Below are 20,056 nucleotides of genomic sequence, written 5' to 3'. Positions count from 1 at the left end.
CGGCGTTTTTTTTATGTTTCCCAAAATGGATGTCTGTTTTGATTGTAATAAAATCCGGTATTGTTTATAATAGGGAAAGAAAGGAAAACAGGTGGTTCATTATGAATTTCGCGCATTTACATGTCCATACAGAATACAGTTTGCTGGACGGTTCCAATAAGATCAAAGAATATGTGAACAGAGTGAAAGAACTTGGTATGACAGCCGCCGCGATCACAGATCACGGCGTCATGTTTGGTGTCATTGAGTTCTACCGTGCCGCGCGCGCGGCCGGGATCAATCCGGTGCTGGGGTGCGAGGTTTATGTTGCTCCCGGATCCCGTTTTGATAAAGAGTCGGTGGGGCGTGACGAGGACCGATATTATCATCTGGTGCTGCTTGCCGAAAACAATACGGGGTATTCTAATCTGATGAAGATCGTTTCACGCGGATTTACAGAGGGTTACTATTATAAGCCAAGGGTGGATTATGAGGTTCTGGAGCAGTATCACGAGGGAATCATCGCGCTCAGTGCATGCCTTGCGGGAGAGGTTCAGAAAAATCTGCTTAGAGGACTTTACGACGAAGGACGAAAGGCAGCGCTTCGTTATGAGAAGATTTTCGGAAAGGGGAATTTCTTTCTGGAACTTCAGGACCATGGAATTCCGGAACAGTCGATCGTGAATCAGCAGCTTCTTAGGCTTGCGGAGGAAACCGGAATTGAACTGGTGGCGACAAACGACGTACATTATACTTACGCGGAGGATGAAAAGCCCCACGATATTCTGTTGTGCCTGCAGACGGGAAAGAAGCTTGCCGATGAAGACCGGATGCGCTATGAAGGCGGACAGTATTATGTGAAATCGAAGGAAGAAATGGCGGCACTCTTTCCCTATGCGCTTCAGGCGCTGGAAAATACACAGAAGATTGCGGACCGGTGCCATGTAGAGATTGAATTCGGTGTGACGAAGCTGCCGAAGTTCGACGTGCCGGATGGGTTTACTTCCTGGGAATATCTGAACAAATTATGTTTTGACGGATTGGAAAAACGGTATGGTGAGCCGGGACAGGAACTGGTGGACCGCCTTAATTATGAATTGGGTGTCATCAAAAACATGGGATATGTTGACTACTTCCTGATCGTCTGGGACTTTATTCATTTCGCAAGGGAAAATGGAATCATGGTAGGACCGGGCCGTGGATCGGCGGCCGGAAGTATCGTGGCGTATACCCTGGGGATCACGAATATTGATCCCATTCGGTATCAGCTTCTTTTTGAGCGTTTTCTGAATCCGGAACGTGTGTCCATGCCGGATATTGACGTGGATTTCTGCTTCGAGAGAAGGCAGGAAGTCATTGATTATGTTGTGCGCAAATATGGCAAAGATCAGGTGGCACAGATCGTTACCTTTGGTACTCTGCAGGCCCGGGGCGTGATCCGCGATGTGGGACGTGTCATGGACCTTCCGTATGCATTTGTGGATTCCATCTCCAAGATGGTTCCGAAGGAACTGAATATTACGCTGGACAAAGCCCTGAAAATGAATCCGGAACTTAAGAAGTTATATGATGAGAATCCGCAGGTGAAGGAACTGATCGATATGTCAAAGCGCCTGGAAGGTTTGCCGAGACATACATCCATGCATGCGGCAGGTGTTGTAATCTGCCAGAAAAATGTAGACGAATTCGTTCCGCTGGCTCTGGGGGCGGATAATACGGTGATCACTCAGTTTACCATGACTACATTGGAAGAACTGGGACTTCTGAAAATGGATTTTCTGGGACTGCGCACACTGACTGTGATTCAGGATGCGATCAACCTGGTGGAGGAGAGTACCGGAGAGCGGATCATTCCGGAAGAGCTGGATTACAATGACCCGGCGGTGATGGAGCTTCTGGGAAGCGGCAAGACGGACGGAGTCTTCCAGCTGGAAAGTGCGGGGATGAAGAGCTTCATGAAGGAACTGAAGCCGCAGAGTCTGGAAGATATTATCGCGGGAATCTCTCTGTACCGCCCGGGGCCGATGGATTTCATTCCGCAATATATAAAAGGAAAGAATCACCCGGAACTTATCACCTATGACTGCCCGCAGCTGGAGCCGATCCTGGAACCTACATACGGCTGTATCGTTTATCAGGAACAGGTTATGCAGATCGTGCGGGATCTGGCCGGATATACGCTGGGGCGAAGTGACCTTCTGCGCCGTGCGATGAGTAAGAAAAAAGCGGATGTGATGCAGAGAGAGCGCCAGAATTTTGTCTACGGCAATCCGGAAGAGAACGTTCCGGGATGCGTGGCAAATGGAATTTCGGAGGAGATTGCAAATAAAATCTACAATGAGATGATCGATTTCGCAAAGTACGCATTTAACAAGTCGCATGCGGCGGCATATGCAGTTGTCGCATATCAGACGGCCTATCTGAAATATTATCATCCGGTGGAATACATGGCGGCTCTTATGACATCCGTTATCGATAATCCGGGAAAGGTGGCAGAATATATTTACAGCTGCAGGCAGATGGGAATTAAGATCCTGCCTCCGGATATTAATCGCGGAGTAGGTAATTTCTCAGTGGATAACGGAAACATTCGTTATGGTCTGGCTGCGATTAAAAGCATTGGGCGTCCGGTCATCGAATCTATTATCGAAGAGAGAAAACTGAGGGGAGAATTTAAAAATCTGAAAGACTTCATTGAACGGCTTTCCAACAAAGAAGTGAACAAACGAACCGTGGAGAATTTCATTAAGTCCGGTGCGTTTGACAGTCTGAAAGGAACCCGGAAGCAGCTCATGATGATCTATATCCGTGTTATGGATCAGGTGAATCAGGAGAAGAAATATTCTATGACCGGTCAGATGTCACTGTTCGATATTGTTGATGAAGAGCAGAAGAAAGAATTCGAGATAACTCTGCCGGATGTGGGAGAATATCAGAAGGAGACGCTTCTCGCTTTTGAAAAAGAAGTTCTGGGCGTATACCTGAGCGGACATCCACTGGAGGAATACGAAGAAAAATGGAGAAACAATATTTCGGCTACCACACAGGATTTTCAGCTGGATGAGGAGACCGGCGTGACAAAGGTGCGTGACGGTGCGAAAGAGATCATCGGAGGAATGATCACTTCGAAAACGATCAAATACACAAAAAAGAACCAGACCATGGCATTTATCACCATAGAGGATCTGATGGGAACCGTGGAGGTCGTGATTTTCCCGAGAGATTACGAGAAAAATCAGCAGTATCTCCAGGAGGACAGCAAAGTCTTTGTGAAGGGAAGAGTTTCCGAGGAGGACGATAATGCCAGCAAACTGATCTGTGAGGAAATCATCCCATTTGAGAGAACAAGGAAAGAACTCTGGCTTCAATATGAGAATAAGGCGGCATATCTTGCTGATGAAAAGCATTTGTTCGCGATGATAGCGGACAGCGAGGGGGATGATGCGGTGGTCATTTACTGCAAAGCGGAACGTGCCGTAAAGCGTCTTCCGAAGAACAGGAATATTAAAATAGAGCCGGGAATCTTGAGCAGGTTGACGAATTATTTTGGAGAATCTTGTGCAAAAGTAGTGGAAAAACCCATTGAAAAGATGTATTAAATAGAGTACAATGTAACTTGAGAATGTGAATTATTTGGCATACTTTAAAATCCTACAACAGAAGGAGACGGAGGAAAACATATCATGGCAGAAAAAATTATCAGAACAATCGGAGTGTTGACCAGCGGTGGAGATGCACCGGGAATGAATGCGGCGATCCGTGCGGTAGTAAGGACAGCTTTAGGAAAAGGCCTCAAGGTACGCGGAATCAGAAGAGGATATTCAGGACTTCTCAACGAAGAGATTATTGATTTAAGTGCCAGAGATGTATCGGATACGATCCAGAGAGGTGGAACGATTCTTCAGACAGCACGTTGCGAAGAGATGCGTACCATTGAGGGACAGCAGAAGGCAGCAGCGATCTGCAAGAAGTACGGAATCGACGGTCTGGTAGTTATTGGAGGAGACGGTTCTTTCAAAGGGGCCCAGAAGCTTTCTGATTATGGTGTAAATACGATCGGACTTCCGGGAACGATCGACCTTGACATTGCCTGTACAGAATACACGATTGGATTTGATACTGCTGTTAATACAGCTATGGAAGCAATCGATAAGGTACGTGATACATCTACATCTCATGAAAGATGCAGTATCATTGAGGTTATGGGACGTGACGCCGGATACCTTGCATTATGGTGCGGAATTGCCAATGGTGCAGAGAGAATTCTTCTTCCGGAGGAACACGATTACAACGAAGAGAAGATCGTGGCAGATATCAAGGAAAACAGAAAGCGCGGTAAGAAGCATTATATCATTATCAATGCCGAAGGTATCGGAGATTCTATGAATATGGCTAAGAGAATCGAAGAGGAGACAGGTATGGAGACCCGTGCAACGATCCTCGGACACATGCAGCGTGGAGGAAGCCCGACAGCGAAAGACCGTGTATACGCTTCCATCATGGGTGCGATGGCCGTAGATCTCCTTCTGGAAGGAAAGACGAACCGAGTAGTAGGATATAAACATGGCGAGTACATTGATTTCGACATCAATGAAGCACTGGCAATGCAGAAAGGAATTCCGCAGTACCAGTACGATATCGCACAGCAGCTCGCATTATAAATAATTGATTGGAAAGATTGTATGACGCAAGAGGTTTTACTTACGATTTCCGGACTCCATCAGATGGAGTTTATGGAAAACGGGGATGAAGAGAATGAACCGATCGAAGTGATCACCCCGGCAAGCTATTTTTTGAAAAACGACAAGCATTATGTCATATATGACGAATTGGTTGAGGGAATGCCGGGGGTAATCAAGAACAAGGTTAAGATTACCGGAACTGATACGCTCGAGATCATGAAGAGCGGGCTTACCCATGCACATATGGTATTTGAGAAGAATAAGTCGAATCTGACTTATTACGATACTCCGTATGGACAGATCCAGGTGGGGATTCATACCCGTGATATGGATGTCAACGTAACGGATGACCTGATTTGGGTGGAAGTGGAGTATGGTCTGGACATCAATCATGAAGCTATGGCCGACTGCCGGATATCCATGAATATCCGACCGAAGCAGGCGGCGGATCGTGTGCTGAAATAGAAAATAAATTATAAAAAGAATGACGTCAATGTTGTTACACTGACGTCATTTTTTTGCCATGAATATTATTTCTTTGTCTCGTCTTTCTTGAAGCGTGCAAAGAAACCTTTCTTTTTCTTCGGGGCTTCGAGTGGTCCGCGCAGTCCTCTTACGGCTGTTATGTAAATGCCGCTTACGGTTGCTTTAACCTCTTTCTTGACCGGAATGAGGTCATAGATCGCAGCGTCACACATCAGGTTCATGATCTTCGGTCCGACTTTGGCTTTAACAACCGGAACTTTGGAACGGCGAAGATATTTCGGTGTGCTTTCCATTACAACTGCAGGAAAACCGGCATCTTTAAGGCGCATCTTACCTTTATCGATAATCAGCATAGTCACCTGTTGTGCGGCAGCGTCCATGATCTCCTGCTGCTCTGCCTGTTTCTTCTCCGCTTTCTTACCCAGGAAATATAAGGCAACTACAACAATGATTAAAATTACCAGAATTACCAGTAAAACGATTGTCACTTTGCTCATGATCCCGTCCTCCTAATACATATTATCCATATGACATTGTACCATTATTTGTCGGGGGGCGCAAGCGGTTTCGTGATTCGCAAAAAGACAGTTATTAAATTAGCATGAAATCCCTTTCCATTTTAAAAAAATTGTCATATAATCAAAATGTATGTGTCTGCAAAAAAGGTGTGTCGATATGTGGAGCAACAACAGCTTGGGTCTCATTTCGAACAGATACAAATAAGAAGACTATGAGGTGTAAAATATGAAAAAGAAATTTGTTTCGCTGGTTGCGGGACTGTGTGCGTCCGCTGTGATCCTTGGCGGATGCTCCGGCAAAATTTCCAATGATTATGTAACGATCAGCCAGTATAAAGGGCTGGAGGTTGAGAAGCAGGAAGCGGAAGAAGTAACGGATGAAGATGTGGAAAGCTATGTTCAGAGTATGTGTGAAGCAAATTCTACATCCACAGAAGTAACAGACCGTGCAGCGCTGGACGGAGATACTGTTACGATTGATTATGAAGGCAAGATGGATGGAGTGCCGTTTGATGGAGGTTCGGCAGTGGATGCTCCTCTGACGTTAGGATCCAACAGTTTTATAGATGGTTTTGAAGAAGGAATTGTGGGACATGGGATCGGCGAGACATTTGATCTGAATCTGACATTCCCGGACCCATACCCGAATAACCCGGATTTTTCAGGAAAGCCGGTTGTCTTTACTGTTACGGTAAAAGGAATCACTGAAGTTCATGTGCCGGAGCTGACGGATGAGCTTGTGAAGACGCTTTCTGATACCGCTTCAACCGTTGAAGAATATAAACAGGAAGTGCGCGAGTTCCTGAAGGAAAACAACGAATCATCAGCCAGAAACATGCTGAAAAGCAGTGCGTGGGATGCGTTGATGGAGAATGCCCAGGTGACCAAATATCCGCAGGATGAACTTCAGGAAATGATAGATACGATTCAGGGGCAGATGGAACAGAATGCGGCTTATTACGGTGTGGAATTTGAAGAGTACAGAGATACGTATCTGGAAATGGATGAAGAGACGTATCAGACAGAACTGACAAAAGCAGCGAAGGAACGCCTTAAAGAGCTGTTGGTGATGGATCTGGTGATTGAAAAAGCAAAGATCGATGTTTCGGATGAAGCGCTCGATAAGAAATACGAAGAATATGCCCAGCAGACCGGTTACGGAAGCGTTGAGGAGCTGAAATCCGTTATGGAATCTTACGGAAGTCTGGAAGATTTAGAGCAGATGGCAAAGATGGATCTTGTGCAGGACTATCTCGCAGATAATTGTAAACAGGTTGAGAAGAAGGACGAGAATTAGCGCTCACAAGAAGAAAGAGGACAATTCATGATAAAAGCAGTGTTATTCGATATGGATGGGATTTTGATCGATACGGAGAAATACCTGACGGTCTACAAGCAGAAGGCAATGCGCGAAGCCGGATACAGGATGTCTCTGGAGGACGCGTATCTGTTTCGGAGTCTGGATGCAAAATTTGCCAGAGTGAAAGCAAAGGAAATGTACGGGGCGGATTTTGATTATGACGGGATCCGGGGACGCAGGCAGCAGCTTATGGCAAAACATATTGAGAAATATGGACTTGAGACGAAGCCGTTTGTGAGAGAGACGCTCACAGAACTGAGAAGACGAGGTTTTCAGACTGCGGTCGTGACTGCGACAGAGGAGACGCGGGCAGTGCGCTATCTGAAGATGGTCGGATTTGCGGATCTTTTTGATGAAATTATCAGCGCCTCCATGGTGGAAAATGGGAAACCCTGTCCGGATGTATATCTTCATGCCTGCGAGAAGATCAGAAAGAAACCGGAGGAATGTCTTGCGGCAGAGGATTCACCGAATGGTGTCCGTGCTGCATGGAGTGCCGGCTGCCATGTCGTGATGGTGCCGGATCTCACCGAACCGACGAAAGAGACTGCAGAAATGGCGGATTATGTGGTAAAGAATCTGGGAGAGATTCCGGAACTTCTGATGTTAAAATAAAAGGAAAGAGTAAAATGCAGGAACAGCATCCGATGTATGCCGGAAGCCTCCTGCGTTTTGAGGTGATGAGATGGATTTTGAAAGAGCAAAACAGAAATTCGAGGAGTATCTGGACGGTTATGACCGTGCGGACGATAAGATCAATCTGAAAATCATACATACGTATCAGGTGGTAGAATGCAGTGGTGAAATCGCGCGAAGAATGAAGTTGTCCGAAGAGGATACAGATCTTGCGAAAATGATAGGATTACTTCATGACATCGGGCGTTTTGAACAGTTAAAACGTTTCAATAGTTTTGATCCGGGGATGATGAACCATGCAAAATACGGAGCTGAGATTTTGTTCCGGCAGGGAATGATCCGGGAATTTCTTGAAGAAGACACTTGGGATGATATCATTTACATGGCGATCGACCGGCACAGTGATTTTCAGTTGGAAGGAATAGAAGATGAGCGGACACTCATGCACGCTAAAATAATCCGTGATGCAGACAAACTGGATAACTGCCGTGTGAAGCTGGAAGAAAAACTGGAAACACTTCTGGAGAAACCGCTTGATGTGCCGGGGCAGGATGTGATCAGTGACGAAGTCTGGAGATCCTGCCAGGAACAGAAATCCATTCTTTCAGAAAGTCGAAAAACATCCATGGACTACTGGGTGTCTTATGTAGCGTATTTTTATGATATTAATTATAAGGAAACGATGGAAATCATTCTGGAGAACGATTATATTTCACAGATCATACACCGGATCACATATAAGAATCCGGAAACCCGTGCTAAAATGGAAATGCTGGAACAGCAGATTCTGGAATATGCCCGTCGGATGACGGATGATCATATATAAAATATTACGAGGTGAAGGAAAAATGGAAAGAGAAAAGAACGAGAACACCATACGCATGATTCAGGAGCTGACGGATGCGGCGGGGGCATCCGGATTTGAGGATGAGGTGATCCTGACTGCAAAAAAATACGGAGAAGAATTCGTACAGACTGAGGAAGACTGTCTGAGAAATCTCTATTTGTATCGTAGAAAAAATACAGGAAATAAGCCGGTTATGATGTTGGATGCCCACAGTGATGAAGTGGGCTTGATGGTTCATTCCATCAAGCCGAATGGAACACTGCGCTTCGTGACCCTCGGAAGATGGACCGATCAGGCACTTCCGGCATCGAAGGTACTGGTACGCAATCGTTATGGGAAATATATACCGGGCATTGTGGCATCGAAACCACCACATTTTATGACCCCGGCGGAGCGTCAGGCAGGAGGAAGCACGGATATCCAGTCCCTGGTGATCGACGTGGGAGCTGTGAGCAAAGAGGATGCAGTGGAGAATTTCGGAATACGGATCGGCGAACCTGTAGTTCCGGATGTCTCATTTACTTATGATGAGCAGCATGATATTATGATGGGCAAAGGATTTGATTGCCGAATCGGATGTGCGGCGCTGATCGAGACGATGCGAAGGCTTGCAGAAGAAGAACTGGCGGTGGATCTGGTCGGAGTCCTTTCTTCTCAGGAAGAAGTCGGAGAAAGAGGCGTAAGAGTTGCGGTGAACAAGGTTGCGCCGCAGATCGCACTTTGCTTTGAAGGCTGTCCGGCTGACGATACCTTTACAGAACCCTATGCGATTCAGACGGCGCTGAAGAAAGGCCCGATGCTCCGCTTTATGGACTGCTCGGTAATCTGCTCTCCGCGGTATCAGAGATATGTGCTGGATCTGGCAGAAGAAAAGCACCTGGCCGTTCAGGCTTCCGTACGGGAAGGAGGCGGAAACAACGGAGCGATCATCAACACCGCAATGGATGGAATCCCTGCAATCGTTGTGGGAGTTCCGGTGCGATACATTCATTCACCAAATGGAATTACGTCTTATTATGATTTTGAGGCGACGGTTCAGCTCGCGGTTGAAGTGGTGCGTTCTATGTCGGAAGAAGTGATTCGGTCATTTTAGTGGAACAGATGAAATGTCTTTTTAATAAGAGTTTTACAAAGAAAACCCTATAAAATGAGGAGTGCCGATGCCCAGCGAACTGAGCATCGGCGTTTATGAAAAAGAAAAAATTTATATGAAAAAGTTATTGCCTTTGTTTGATTATTAGTATACGGGAAAAATGTGATAAAACTGTGATAAGAATTTAAAAGAATTATGAATAGAACGTGAATAAGTGTTCATAAAAGGAGGAGAAGTACGGACAGTGAAGGAAATACATATGATTTTGCATTTCGAATGAATTATAGTGGAGTCATTTGCGATGAGCGTGTCGGAAAATATCGAATAGGAACGAAGTAAGATGAAAAAATATTCAGAAGATTTGCTTCAGAAAATAAAAGAACGGATCAATCCTCTATTACATTCACGGAGGCGGTTTCTTTGGCGGTCATCCGGGCATCGTAGAAGAGTCCGTAAAAATGTTTGTGGCAAAGACGGATCTTTGTAGGCGGAGACAGCGCAGGCGGCAATCTGACACAGTATTGTACAACCAGAGACTGGGAAGATGGTGCGCATATGGTGAGAGGACAGATGCTTCTGTATCCGACGCTCAACATGGCAAAGGTGGAAGATGAATATTATCATCCGTCCATGGATCAGTTTGAGATGGCACCGAAACAGAAAAGAGGACTTACCAAAATGATCGGCATGTTCGGAGGAATGACGGACGGGCTGGAAGCCATACTCGGAACGGGCGATGCAAAGAATGATTATCTGAATCCATATACGAGAGATCCGAAGAAAAATCCACCGACATTTGTGACGGTCGGAGAACATGATTTCCTGAAGCTGGAGACACTTGGGTATGCGGTGAAGCTGCATAATGCCGGGGTGGATACTACGGCGGTATTGTATAAGGGATTTGGCCATGCATATTTTGATAACGCGGGAGTTTATCCTCAGTGCGAAGACTGTATCGATGAGATGGCCAGATTTATGCCGGAACATTAAAATGGGAATAATGATATGAAAAGCATATCAATTCATTCACTCGGAAGTTCCTCTAGAGATATACGGTTATCATAAATATTGCGAAAATATATGACGCGGAGAGGAGTTTTATCTTTCTCCGCGTCATTTTTAGCAATTCGTCTGTGAATACTCTTCGTAATAGCTTTTCGCCTCTTCGTTTGTCAGAGAAAAAAGCTTTTGTAATTTTAAGATGCTTTTTTCGGGGGGCATGCCTTCCTCAATATGATCGATGACGAATGCCCGTATGCCAGCTTCTCTCCCGATTTTCTCACCTTCTTCTCTGGCTTCTTCACGTTCTTGCCGTAGATGCCGTTCCTGATCATATTCATAAATACTCACACTCTTCGCCTCCGCTCTGTTTTTCTCCAGAAAATCTGAAAGAATTCCTTCTGCAATACACTCTGTAATTGCTCGTTCCACTGCATCTTCCAGATTCATTACTTTCGCGTACTGTCTTACTCTTGCTGTATATTCAGAATAATCTTTTAACGTTTTGCAAGAATTCATAAGTTCCTGATTATGGCCCGGATTGATGTTCAAAAGAAGAGCTTTCAATTCCAGTGCAGGATATAGTTCTTTATATTCCTCATTGTTCAGAAACGACTTCGGAGTTTTGAACAAGTCTGACAGTGGCAGCAGAACCCTGTCAGGCAATTGCTCTTCGCCATTGTAGAATATTACGAAAAATGGAACAGGAATCATAACTGCCTTATGTCCGTATAAATTTTCTTTCCTGGTAAGAACTGAATATAAGTCTGCTATATACATCAGATATCGAAGCGGAAGGTTCGGGCTATAAGTGGATTGGTGCTCATACAGTGACAATCTGGAATCAATGATAAATGAGATATCATTGTGCATTGCCATATAGATTGCATTTTCCAGTGTGTTAATTTCCAACAGTTCTGGGTCTGTGTAATTGGTCTTTCCAGTTGCATTATAAAGTCCAAGCAGTTCTTTCTTATCACTAAACAACATCTCGAAGATTCTGGCTTTATAGATGCGGTTTGCATGGGGCTGCACCTGCGCAGCTTCCGCAGGGACCGTTTCTGTCTGGAAGCTGTTTTGGAGCTCGTTTTTTCCTGTTTTGTTCATATAATAACCTCCTTTGAAATTGTGCAGGAGGCCAAAAAACAGAATACCGAAAGCCGTTTCCTTTGAAACCTCTCTGCTGTTGTATGGGAATAAAAGCATCGAGATTTCATGAATTAGAAAATTTCAAGAATGTTCAGATGCGATGATTACGCATAAAAGAATCTGATTTAATGCTTTGAAGAAATTGTATCACATAGAATTAGGAAATGCTATAGGAATTTTTAGGTTTATCTACTGATTAGATGTTTTCCAATTATGTTTCACACAGTAGCTAGCATTTACTGCGGGCTACGTGCCAATTGTAACGCCTTCCGGACAAAGCAGGAAAATAATTTCCTCATGGCCGAAGAATGGAAGAACATGGCTTCCGGATGCCACTGTACTCCTACGGCGAAGGGATGTCCAATAAGTTCTATAGCTTCTACCGTTCCGTCTGAGGTATGTGCGCAGGCAATCACATTTTCTCCGGTCAGATGTATGCTTTGATGATGAAAACTGTTGGTATAAAGAGAGTCTCCTGTGATCGTGTGCAGAAGACTTTCTTTTTCAATAAATACCTGATGACTGACATCACTTCTGTTCTGCGAGGTTTGCGTATGCAGAAATGGAGTTCCGGGCTGGAGTGAGAGATCCTGATATATGGTTCCTCCGGCAGCCAGATTTATAAGCTGCATACCACGACAGATACCTAATAGTGGTTTTCGTAATTTTAAAATTTCTTCTGTGAAATGAATTTGGAATACATCCAGTTCCAGGTTTGTTTCTCCGATACCCGGGAGAGGATTCTCGTCGAAAAGAAGTGGTGTGAAATCGCCGCCTCCTGGAAGAAGAAAACCGTCACAGAGTGAAAGAATACCGGTGACATCCCAGTCCGGCGGAAATACGGGGATCAGTATGGGAAGTCCGCCTGAGAGCCGGATGGCAGTCACATAGCTGTCTGGTACAAAATGTTGTTTATCCTTCATTCCACATGTCAGAATTCCAATCACAGGATTCATTTCCAAAGCCCTCCTTTTTGCTGTAGGCTGTTACAGAATATGTCTTTCACAGAGGAAATATGTGTGTCAGTCCGAAAAGATTTCACAGAAATTTTGTTTTTATTATGTTTTATAAATGTTATACTGTTCAAGTAGGACGGCGAGTCTTGTGTATTTCACTGGCAGTTAATCTGATTACGGATCGTTCGCTGGACCAGTATGACCCGGTTGAAGAAGTGGAGAATAGACAATTTATCTTGAAATAAGGAAGGGCAGAGGGGCTAAGAAATAGCTGCTCGGCTATAACGAAGGAGAAATGACAGAAAATGAACGCACTGATACTGGAAGGGGGAACCTTCCGACCTATATTTTCCTGCGGTGTCATGGATGCACTGTTGGATAACGATGTAAATTTTGATTATGTAATTGGAGTTTCGGCGGGGATCACCGATGGAGTTTCGTATGTTTCAAAGCAGAAAAAGAGAAACTATCATATTCTGATGAATCACCGACATGACAAACGGTATGTGGGGCTTCGGAATTACCTGACGGACAGAAGCCTGTTTGGCCTGAAGTATGCATATGAGACCATACCGAAAGAGATTTATCCGTTTGATTGGGAGACTTACCGGAACAATCCGACAGAAGTGCGTGTGGGCGTTACGAATGCCGAAACCGGGGAAGCGGAATATCTGGATGGAAAAGATCTGGAAGAGACCTGTGGCATGCTCAAGGCAACTTGCGCGATCCCGTTCGTGTTCCCGGCAATTGAACTGAATGGGAAGAAGTATTATGACGGCGGGATCTGTGATCCGATTCCGGTGCGCAAGGCGGAGGCGGACGGACATCCGAAGATGCTGATCGTTCTTACAAGGCCGAAAGGATATATAAAAACACTGTCAAAGGCGAATGTCGCGGCAGCGAAGGCGCTCCGCAAGAAGTTCCCTAAACTGGTGCGTCCGCTGATGACAAGGCACATGATGTATAATGAGACGGTTGCCTACTGCGAGAAGCTGGAGCGGGAAGGAAGAGCCGTGATCTTAAGGCCGACGAAAGAAGTACAGATTGATTCATTTGAAAAAGATCTGGAGAAAATCGACAGGATCTATCAGTATGGATACGATGAGACGGTGAAGAATCTGGAGAAGATAAAAGAAGTTTGCTTTGACATTTAAACGATAAGTTCAATGAAAAGAGGGACATATTTGTATTCATATCCAACAATAGATAAAGTAAAAACAGGAAGAAGAATCAAGGCTCTTATGAAAAAAAGAGGATTGAATGTGAAAAATGTTAAGGAATACCTTGAACTTGGCAGTGTGCAGAGTGTCTATCACTGGCTGGATGGCAGCAGTATGCCCACCATCGATAATCTTTATGCGCTGAGTGAACTACTGCAGGTGCCGATCGATGATATGCTGTGTGGGAATAGAGAGTTGAAGAGAAATGATGGGCAGAGGAATTTTGCTAAAAGAGTACAGTGTTATTATAAGAAGTTGGTGGAGAGGATTCAGGGCAGAATGGTTTAGCTGTATTTATACGGATTGAGGAACCACGCAAGTGACGAAAGCGCCGGAAATCGGCGATGCAAGAGTGGCTTACTTGATAAAACGGTACGCCAAAGGGTAAGATTGAAACGTAGAGAGGAGGAAGAACGATGGATTTCGGGAAACAGATCAGACAGATTCGGAAAGACGCCAAACTGACACAGGAGCAGATGGCGGCAAAGCTGAATGTATCCAGGCAGGCCGTCTCAAACTGGGAGAACAATAAGAATCTTCCCGATCTGGAAATGATCATTACGATTTCCAGAGTGTTTGGCCTTTCTATGGATCAATTAATGGTAGTGTCAAGTAATCTATGAAAAAACTGAGTAATAAAAATAGGCTCAGATGAACCTTGAAAATTGCAGATATGTTAGTGATTGGTAGTGTACGCCACCCTTCCGGTGGCTGTTTTTCCTTCCGGCTCGGAATCTAAGAACAGTTAACGGCTTCACCGTGTTGTTGTTTCAGGATGGTCTGCTGGCCAAGGAAGATGAGAAGCTGCCACTTACCTGGCATGTTGTCAGCACCTTGCAACAGATCCACTTCGTTTAGAACTTTGTATTTATTGTGTTTGTGCGGACGAAGGAAGTTATAGTAAGCACCCCAGAGAGCAAGGTCGTAGTTGGCACCGTCGATGTTGTCAAAACCATTTGTGTGACGATAAGAAGCCTTATAGGTGCGGTTCAGCCGTTCAATCATTTGTTTGAATGGTCGGTGTTCTGTAGAAACAGCATCGTCGTTGGTAAGTCCAATAACCTGAGTGATTTTGAATGTAAAGTCTTTTCCGAACTTCTTTCCGAATTCCATTGCGGCAAGTGGGTAGGCGCTGTATCCGTCAGCGATAAATTTAAAGTTTTCCGGAAGCTTTGCAAGCCCCTGAAAAGCCATACGCATGGCGAGGATGCAGGGACCGACACCACGATTGTCAGAAACCTGGTAGCCGATGATGGATCGGGTGGCGGCATTCATGATGAGCCAGATGTAGGTCTTGATACCACGGATTTTTATGTAGGTTTCGTCAGCTGTGAACACATCCCCCTTTTCGTAGGGATACTGATCAACAAAAAGTTTGATGCAGACGGCGGCAGTCTTGCAGTAGTTGGCGATCTGCTGATGGGAGATGCTGATGTTATATAGGTCTTTGAGAGCCTGAGAAGTTTTGCGCAGGGAAAGACCGAGGTTAACATGAAGAGTCAGACATAAGGACATGACATGCGCGTTGTGCTTGCTGAATTTCAAGGAAGAGGCATTCTTTGGCAGGGTAGACAAATCCATGCTGAAAAAATCCATCGTGAACTCACGGTAGATATAGTGGAGCTTATATTTATTTTTGCCGTAATCCTCTTTTAGATCTTCCTTATCCACTTTTTTGAGGTTGTGGAGATAGTAAGGGCATTTGGGATTGACACACTTATGGACGATAAAGTGCTTGCGGTCTTTCTTTGGGACTAGAGTATTGCCACAGTGCGGACAGCGTAGTTTCACAGAGGAGAATCGACTTGCATCCGGGGAGAACCTTGCATCGCAGACCTTACAGAGCAGCTGACCTTTGGAACCGTTGTTTTTGTATAGGAATGGTTTCGGTGCATTGCAGCGGGGGCAGGTGCAGTCATCAGGAATATTACATTCTGATCGGCGGATGACAGGGCGAATCTTCTTACCATAACGTTTTTCGTAGTAAGGGATTAGATCCTTGTAAGTCCAGTCCTGGCGGAAGTCGGTGATCAGAGGGAGTTCATCAATCTTGAACTTTTGGTATTTGGGAGAATGGGAATCATCAAAAGCCCATTGCTTAAGAGGAATGTATCTGCAGATAAAGTTGAGAAGCCAGCAGTTTTGCTGGTAAAGATATTGAATAATTGAGAGTAAGTATTGTATAATGTCCATGAGCATTGGCTCCTTTCGAGGTAATGGATTTGTGGTGAACTCATTATACACGAAAAGGGAGGTCAATGCTCTTCAAAAAACTTCTCGGGCATGAGATTCCGGACGGAAAATGGGGTGGAGAATTGGGAATGAACGATGCGATTTGTCAGATGTATTACGCAAAGAGTCCGGCCGCACGCCTGATATATAAGATATTAACCAACCTTAAGAAAAAAAGTGAAGAGAAAGGAAAACCGGATCTGAATATTCTCTTCATTTACAATATGCCGTTCCGTGGAATTGCCAAAATGACAAACGGAATGGTAAGCATGGACATGGTCAGAGGAATGGTGACAGCAGTCAACGGACATTTCTTCCGGGGAATGAAACAGATCATATCAGGCTTCTTTAAAAATTCAAAGGAAAATAAAGCCTACACAGCAAAAATTTCCCGTAAGTAAAAGTGAGGTATAAAAATGGGTAATTTGAAAGAAAAATGGATGAGCATTTGGGGTGGATTTGAAGAAAAACATCCCAAACTGGCAAAATGGGTATATCAGATTTTTTACTTCTTTGTGTTCAGCATGGGCGTTACCGTATTCCAGTATCTGGTCTTCACATTCATGCCGGGGATCCTCGGAATCGGCCTTGCCGGAACAGAATTCATGTGGCCACAGAAAGAAATGCATCTCTTCGGAGTGGATTTTACATGGAGCCTTTTGGGATATAACGTACTTCGTGATGCCAGCGGAGCGGTTATGATAGGGGGCGGACTTGGATATTTTATCAGTTACGAAATGGGTTCGTTTCTTGCGCAATGCATTAATTTTCCTCTGCAGAGAAATATCACTTTTAAGAGTAAAGGAAATCCTTTTTACCAGGCAATGTGGTACTTTATCGCATGGGTAGTAATATCGCTGATATGTAACGGATTCAATAATTTATGGATGCCGATCGCATCAGCATATGTTCCGCCTGCAGTTTATAATCTGCTCGTAACCTTCATTACAGGTGGAGTTTCCATGGTAATCTTCTTCTTTGTATTCAAGATTATCTTTCCGGAAGGAGAGAAATAGGGACGTTGCAAAGGATTTTGACGTAATATTTCGTGCAATTCACAAACAATTAATACATTTGTTTAAAGACATGGCTTTTGCCCCCAACATCGTGTCAAGATGCAACGTCCCTATTTCTCCCATGCGCCAAGTTCCGAGACGGCAGATTCCCTGAATTCACTGATCGCGACGGATGAACTTCAGAAAACGATTCTTTACTCCCTGAATCCGAATGATAATGAGGCGATCGGAACGATCCTCGGATGCTTCCAGGGAACAGAGGCTGCCGGCAAGATCCAACAGGGAAGTGCATGGTGGTTCAACGATCACAAGCAGGGAATGATCGCGCAGATGACATCCCTGGTAAATCTCGGGCTGCTCGGAAACTTTGTGGGAATGCTGACAGATTCCAGAAGCTTCCTGTCCTACACAAGACATGAGTATTTCCATAGAATCATGCGCGAACTGATCGGCGGATGGGTAGAAAACGGAGAATACCCGGCGGACTACAAGGCATTGGAAAAGATCGTATGCGGAATTTCTTATAATAATGCAGTAAAATACTTTGGATTTGAGTTATAAACCATGCAGGATATGACGAAAGGAAAAATGAGGGGAGAGAAGACCGGTAAATAAAAATTTCCTTGCAGCCATGATTCAAAATGGCCTGCAAGGAAATTTTTTTTTATACAAATTACAAAGAATTTATGCGTTCTTGTCTAGCCAGTTCATTGCTACTTGAGCGTAGATTGCCGCACCTGTGGATAAGATATCCTCGTTAAATAAAACCTTTGGATTGTGCTGCCCAACACGTTTGGAAGGATCTTCCGGTCCGGCACCGATCATGTAGTAAGAACCAGGCACTTTATCGGTAATTTCAGCGAAATCTTCTGAGCCCATTCCGTGGCCGCCACGAATGACCTGAATCTGCGGCAGCATGGATTTAACGGTATCCTCTACCAGAGCAGTTACGGCATCATCTGTAACGACACTTGGGCACGAACTTAAGGTTTCATATTCCATCTGGCAGCGGTAAGTCATGGCAACACCTTTGGCAACCTCTTCAATTCGTTTAACAAGTCTTTCGCGAACCTCTTTCTTAAAGGTACGAAGAGTTCCCTGAAGAACGGCACGCTCAGGAATTACATTCGATACATCGCCTGCAGCAAGCTGGCCGATTGTAAGAACAGCTTCTTCCGTTCCGCCGATCTCACGTGCGATCAGTGACTGAAGGGCAAGATAGACCTGAACGGCTGCGTTGATCGGATCAACACAAGCTTCCGGCATAGAGCCGTGTCCGCCATGACCGATCAGTGTGATTTTAAAACCGTCTACAGAAGACATTGGCTCTTTGCCGGTCATGATAATACCCTTCGGAATGATTGCGATTACATGCATTGCAAAAGCAGCATCCACATGCGGATTCTCCAGCACACCTGCCGCTACAGCTTTTTTAGCACCCTGGAATACTTCCTCTCCTGACTGGAATAACAATTTAACCGTTCCTTTTAATTCATCTTCATGCGCTTTTAAGAGCTTTGCCGCACCCAGCAAGAAAGTTCCGTGCATGTCATGACCACATCCGTGCATGCAGCCATTGGTGGATTTAAACGGTACATCAGCTTCCTCCGTCACAGGAAGTGCGTCTACATCACTGCGGAGCATGAAACACTTTTCCCCCGAACCGATCGTTGCTTCAATGCATGAAATATCTTCGTATACTTTGTATGAAATTCCCATCTCGTCTAATCTCGCTTTGATAAATGCAATTGTCTGAGGGAGAGTTGTTCCCGTCTCCGGAATCTGATGAAGCGATCTTCTCCATTCAACAAGTTGTCCCTGCAGTTCGGCAGCCTCTTTTAATAATTCATTTCCCATCATGAAATCTCCTCCTGTTCTTAAATTGGTGAATAATTGTATTGTAGCACAATTTGCAGGGTACAATTATAAAATTTTTATGATATAATAAGTCCTTAAGAGTGTAACGGAGCAGCGATGGTATTTCATTGTACTAAATACCAAGGTAAAGGCGGAGTATTCCAAGGGTGAGCAAATGGGCAGGATAAAACCAATAGTTAAGCATTTTATTCTGTTTGCCACGCTCGCCGTTATATGTAAGTGTCAGACCAAAGCCTAAAAGTGACCAAGGCTGTGTATACATGGAAGCGTAACCAAAAGGAATGCAAAGAGCGGCACATCATGGAACAGATAAAAGAAATAACCGATTAAAATAGCGTGGTGCTCATAATCAAGACTCAAATATATGGCAGCTATGCACATTATGATAATAATAATCCACGATACAAAATACCAAAGCACTTTTGGCAGCTTCTGCATTTTTTCTTTTAAAATGTCTATACTCCATATTGTCATGAGAACAAACGCCAGAGTGAACATGACGTTATTCCAGTTCATATTAAAAAAACATGCCGTTGTAAACATATCAAAAGGTACTTCTGATATTACACCGAATAACAGTAAATTAAACAGATATTTCTTTCGGCTTCGGGTTTTGAAATAACCTTCAACCAGCAAAAAACAAAACAATGGGAATGCAATTCTGCCGATAATGTCAAATAGATTACTCACAACAGTAAGGACTCCGTCATTTGAAGTCAGATTTGGATAAATCAGTGCTTTGTTTACATGGTCAATAAGCATGGATGTGATGGCGATTAGCTTTAACCATGCCCTGAAAGAAACTGAACTTTGCTGCATAGATTGTTGATTTTTTCTTTCATATTATTTTCATCTCCCTTCATGGTATTCAAGTAAAAATGTTAAAAAGTTTTGGATAGTGGCTCCATTATACAGTATGAAGTGTTAAAAAGAAAGCGAAAAATGATGAATCCGTCTTTTTGCGGGAATGAAAATATATCAATAAAAGAAAATGAAATTAGAATT

The 20,056-nt window shown here is 44.3% G+C and carries 19 protein-coding genes and 2 pseudogenes; 14 read left to right on the top strand and 7 right to left on the bottom strand.

Annotated elements, in window-relative coordinates; all coding sequences use genetic code 11:
* The first annotated feature begins 101 nt into the window (after positions 1 to 101).
* The 3 genes from ACTNA4_RS09635 (at position 102) to ACTNA4_RS09625 (ending at position 5,126) form a co-directional block, all read left to right on the top strand.
* A complete protein-coding gene (locus tag ACTNA4_RS09635) occupies positions 102 to 3,578 on the top strand; it encodes a DNA polymerase III subunit alpha (RefSeq protein WP_441029815.1) in 3,477 nt (1,158 codons plus the stop codon).
* Positions 3,579 to 3,662: 84 nt separating this feature from the next.
* Complete coding sequence (gene pfkA / locus ACTNA4_RS09630) at positions 3,663 to 4,640, top strand: 6-phosphofructokinase (RefSeq protein ID WP_427819589.1); 978 nt, start codon at positions 3,663 to 3,665, stop codon at positions 4,638 to 4,640.
* 21 nt (positions 4,641 to 4,661) lie between these two features.
* Entirely contained in the window at positions 4,662 to 5,126 is a 465-nt protein-coding gene (locus tag ACTNA4_RS09625; protein ID WP_441029813.1) for a DUF1934 domain-containing protein, read from the top strand.
* 65 nt (positions 5,127 to 5,191) lie between these two features.
* Here the strand turns inward: ACTNA4_RS09625 and ACTNA4_RS09620 are convergent, their stop codons facing one another.
* Positions 5,192 to 5,644, bottom strand: coding sequence for a hypothetical protein (locus ACTNA4_RS09620; RefSeq protein WP_427807619.1), 453 nt, complete (start codon positions 5,642 to 5,644; stop codon positions 5,192 to 5,194).
* 247 nt (positions 5,645 to 5,891) lie between these two features.
* Between ACTNA4_RS09620 and tig the strand changes: the two genes are divergently transcribed.
* From tig to ACTNA4_RS09595, 5 genes are all read left to right on the top strand, one after another.
* On the top strand, positions 5,892 to 6,962 hold the full coding sequence (gene tig / locus ACTNA4_RS09615; RefSeq protein ID WP_441029811.1) for a trigger factor: 1,071 nt from the start codon (positions 5,892 to 5,894) through the stop codon (positions 6,960 to 6,962).
* 27 nt (positions 6,963 to 6,989) lie between these two features.
* Positions 6,990 to 7,640 carry an HAD family hydrolase gene (locus ACTNA4_RS09610; protein ID WP_441029809.1) on the top strand — a complete coding sequence of 217 codons (651 nt, stop codon included), beginning with the start codon at positions 6,990 to 6,992 and terminating at the stop codon, positions 7,638 to 7,640.
* 70 nt (positions 7,641 to 7,710) lie between these two features.
* Entirely contained in the window at positions 7,711 to 8,487 is a 777-nt protein-coding gene (locus ACTNA4_RS09605; RefSeq protein WP_427819594.1) for an HD domain-containing protein, read from the top strand.
* A gap of 22 nt (positions 8,488 to 8,509) precedes the next feature.
* Positions 8,510 to 9,601: a M42 family metallopeptidase gene (locus tag ACTNA4_RS09600; protein ID WP_427807611.1), complete on the top strand. Its 1,092-nt coding sequence runs from the start codon at positions 8,510 to 8,512 to the stop codon at positions 9,599 to 9,601.
* A 462-nt stretch (positions 9,602 to 10,063) separates the two neighbouring features.
* Positions 10,064 to 10,591, top strand: a complete 528-nt coding sequence (locus ACTNA4_RS09595; protein WP_441026817.1) for an alpha/beta hydrolase fold domain-containing protein — start codon at positions 10,064 to 10,066, stop codon at positions 10,589 to 10,591.
* Positions 10,592 to 10,720: 129 nt separating this feature from the next.
* On the opposite strand, the gene ACTNA4_RS09590 is transcribed toward ACTNA4_RS09595, so the two are convergent.
* Both ACTNA4_RS09590 and ACTNA4_RS09585 read right to left on the bottom strand, forming a co-directional pair.
* Positions 10,721 to 11,590, bottom strand: a complete 870-nt coding sequence (locus tag ACTNA4_RS09590; RefSeq protein ID WP_441018172.1) for a hypothetical protein — start codon at positions 11,588 to 11,590, stop codon at positions 10,721 to 10,723.
* Between the two features lie 395 nt (positions 11,591 to 11,985).
* Positions 11,986 to 12,705: a gamma-glutamyl-gamma-aminobutyrate hydrolase family protein gene (locus ACTNA4_RS09585; RefSeq protein WP_441029807.1), complete on the bottom strand. Its 720-nt coding sequence runs from the start codon at positions 12,703 to 12,705 to the stop codon at positions 11,986 to 11,988.
* Positions 12,706 to 13,010: 305 nt separating this feature from the next.
* Between ACTNA4_RS09585 and ACTNA4_RS09580 the strand changes: the two genes are divergently transcribed.
* The 3 genes from ACTNA4_RS09580 to ACTNA4_RS09570 all read left to right on the top strand — a co-directional run bounded on the left by ACTNA4_RS09580 (position 13,011) and on the right by ACTNA4_RS09570 (position 14,548).
* Positions 13,011 to 13,859, top strand: a complete 849-nt coding sequence (locus tag ACTNA4_RS09580) for a patatin-like phospholipase family protein (RefSeq protein ID WP_427807606.1) — start codon at positions 13,011 to 13,013, stop codon at positions 13,857 to 13,859.
* 30 nt (positions 13,860 to 13,889) lie between these two features.
* Complete coding sequence (locus tag ACTNA4_RS09575) at positions 13,890 to 14,213, top strand: helix-turn-helix domain-containing protein (protein WP_441029805.1); 324 nt, start codon at positions 13,890 to 13,892, stop codon at positions 14,211 to 14,213.
* Positions 14,214 to 14,341: 128 nt separating this feature from the next.
* Positions 14,342 to 14,548, top strand: coding sequence for a helix-turn-helix domain-containing protein (locus ACTNA4_RS09570; protein WP_441029803.1), 207 nt, complete (start codon positions 14,342 to 14,344; stop codon positions 14,546 to 14,548).
* A gap of 112 nt (positions 14,549 to 14,660) precedes the next feature.
* Here ACTNA4_RS09570 and ACTNA4_RS09565 read toward each other — a convergent pair whose 3' ends face one another.
* A complete protein-coding gene (locus ACTNA4_RS09565; protein WP_441029801.1) occupies positions 14,661 to 16,118 on the bottom strand; it encodes a DDE-type integrase/transposase/recombinase in 1,458 nt (485 codons plus the stop codon).
* Between the two features lie 71 nt (positions 16,119 to 16,189).
* On the opposite strand from ACTNA4_RS09565, the pseudogene ACTNA4_RS09560 reads away from it, so the two are divergent.
* The 3 genes and pseudogenes from ACTNA4_RS09560 to ACTNA4_RS09550 form a co-directional block, all read left to right on the top strand.
* A pseudogene (locus tag ACTNA4_RS09560) lies at positions 16,190 to 16,558 on the top strand (glycosyl hydrolase); the annotation flags it as partial.
* Between the two features lie 15 nt (positions 16,559 to 16,573).
* On the top strand, positions 16,574 to 17,173 hold the full coding sequence (locus ACTNA4_RS09555) for a hypothetical protein (RefSeq protein ID WP_441029799.1): 600 nt from the start codon (positions 16,574 to 16,576) through the stop codon (positions 17,171 to 17,173).
* A gap of 117 nt (positions 17,174 to 17,290) precedes the next feature.
* Positions 17,291 to 17,734 (top strand): annotated as a pseudogene (locus ACTNA4_RS09550) (glucuronate isomerase); the annotation flags it as partial.
* Between the two features lie 123 nt (positions 17,735 to 17,857).
* Here ACTNA4_RS09550 and ACTNA4_RS09545 read toward each other — a convergent pair.
* The 3 genes from ACTNA4_RS09545 to ACTNA4_RS09535 all read right to left on the bottom strand — a co-directional run bounded on the left by ACTNA4_RS09545 (position 17,858) and on the right by ACTNA4_RS09535 (position 19,870).
* Entirely contained in the window at positions 17,858 to 19,033 is a 1,176-nt protein-coding gene (locus ACTNA4_RS09545; protein ID WP_427807596.1) for a M20 metallopeptidase family protein, read from the bottom strand.
* A gap of 130 nt (positions 19,034 to 19,163) precedes the next feature.
* Positions 19,164 to 19,313 carry a TraX family protein gene (locus ACTNA4_RS09540; RefSeq protein ID WP_441029797.1) on the bottom strand — a complete coding sequence of 50 codons (150 nt, stop codon included), beginning with the start codon at positions 19,311 to 19,313 and terminating at the stop codon, positions 19,164 to 19,166.
* The gene (locus tag ACTNA4_RS09535; RefSeq protein ID WP_441029795.1) at positions 19,286 to 19,870 is read right to left on the bottom strand and encodes a TraX family protein; all 585 of its coding nucleotides are present in this window, start codon (positions 19,868 to 19,870) and stop codon (positions 19,286 to 19,288) included. Before ACTNA4_RS09535 ends, ACTNA4_RS09540 begins: the two co-directional genes overlap by 28 nt.
* Between the last annotated feature and the right edge of the window lie 186 nt (positions 19,871 to 20,056).

The organism is Bariatricus sp. HCP28S3_A7 (assembly GCF_052066375.1).
In the GTDB taxonomy this organism is placed as follows: domain Bacteria; phylum Bacillota; class Clostridia; order Lachnospirales; family Lachnospiraceae; genus Allocoprococcus.
Note: the sequence above shows the minus strand (reverse complement) of the source record. Positions and strands in the feature narration are given on the sequence as shown.

What these genes read in the sequence shown, in the direction of transcription:
- ACTNA4_RS09635 (WP_441029815.1), top strand. Translation starts at nt 102, where the DNA reads ATGAATTTCGCGCATTTACATGTCCATACAGAATACAGTTTGCTGGAC.
- pfkA (WP_427819589.1), top strand. Translation starts at nt 3,663, where the DNA reads ATGGCAGAAAAAATTATCAGAACAATCGGAGTGTTGACCAGCGGTGGA.
- ACTNA4_RS09625 (WP_441029813.1), top strand. Translation starts at nt 4,662, where the DNA reads ATGACGCAAGAGGTTTTACTTACGATTTCCGGACTCCATCAGATGGAG.
- ACTNA4_RS09620 (WP_427807619.1), bottom strand. Translation starts at nt 5,644, where the DNA reads ATGAGCAAAGTGACAATCGTTTTACTGGTAATTCTGGTAATTTTAATC.
- tig (WP_441029811.1), top strand. Translation starts at nt 5,892, where the DNA reads ATGAAAAAGAAATTTGTTTCGCTGGTTGCGGGACTGTGTGCGTCCGCT.
- ACTNA4_RS09610 (WP_441029809.1), top strand. Translation starts at nt 6,990, where the DNA reads ATGATAAAAGCAGTGTTATTCGATATGGATGGGATTTTGATCGATACG.
- ACTNA4_RS09605 (WP_427819594.1), top strand. Translation starts at nt 7,711, where the DNA reads ATGGATTTTGAAAGAGCAAAACAGAAATTCGAGGAGTATCTGGACGGT.
- ACTNA4_RS09600 (WP_427807611.1), top strand. Translation starts at nt 8,510, where the DNA reads ATGGAAAGAGAAAAGAACGAGAACACCATACGCATGATTCAGGAGCTG.
- ACTNA4_RS09590 (WP_441018172.1), bottom strand. Translation starts at nt 11,590, where the DNA reads ATGTTGTTTAGTGATAAGAAAGAACTGCTTGGACTTTATAATGCAACT.
- ACTNA4_RS09585 (WP_441029807.1), bottom strand. Translation starts at nt 12,705, where the DNA reads ATGAATCCTGTGATTGGAATTCTGACATGTGGAATGAAGGATAAACAA.
- ACTNA4_RS09580 (WP_427807606.1), top strand. Translation starts at nt 13,011, where the DNA reads ATGAACGCACTGATACTGGAAGGGGGAACCTTCCGACCTATATTTTCC.
- ACTNA4_RS09570 (WP_441029803.1), top strand. Translation starts at nt 14,342, where the DNA reads ATGGATTTCGGGAAACAGATCAGACAGATTCGGAAAGACGCCAAACTG.
- ACTNA4_RS09565 (WP_441029801.1), bottom strand. Translation starts at nt 16,118, where the DNA reads ATGGACATTATACAATACTTACTCTCAATTATTCAATATCTTTACCAG.
- ACTNA4_RS09555 (WP_441029799.1), top strand. Translation starts at nt 16,574, where the DNA reads ATGGGTAATTTGAAAGAAAAATGGATGAGCATTTGGGGTGGATTTGAA.
- ACTNA4_RS09545 (WP_427807596.1), bottom strand. Translation starts at nt 19,033, where the DNA reads ATGATGGGAAATGAATTATTAAAAGAGGCTGCCGAACTGCAGGGACAA.
- ACTNA4_RS09540 (WP_441029797.1), bottom strand. Translation starts at nt 19,313, where the DNA reads ATGTATACACAGCCTTGGTCACTTTTAGGCTTTGGTCTGACACTTACA.
- ACTNA4_RS09535 (WP_441029795.1), bottom strand. Translation starts at nt 19,870, where the DNA reads ATGCAGCAAAGTTCAGTTTCTTTCAGGGCATGGTTAAAGCTAATCGCC.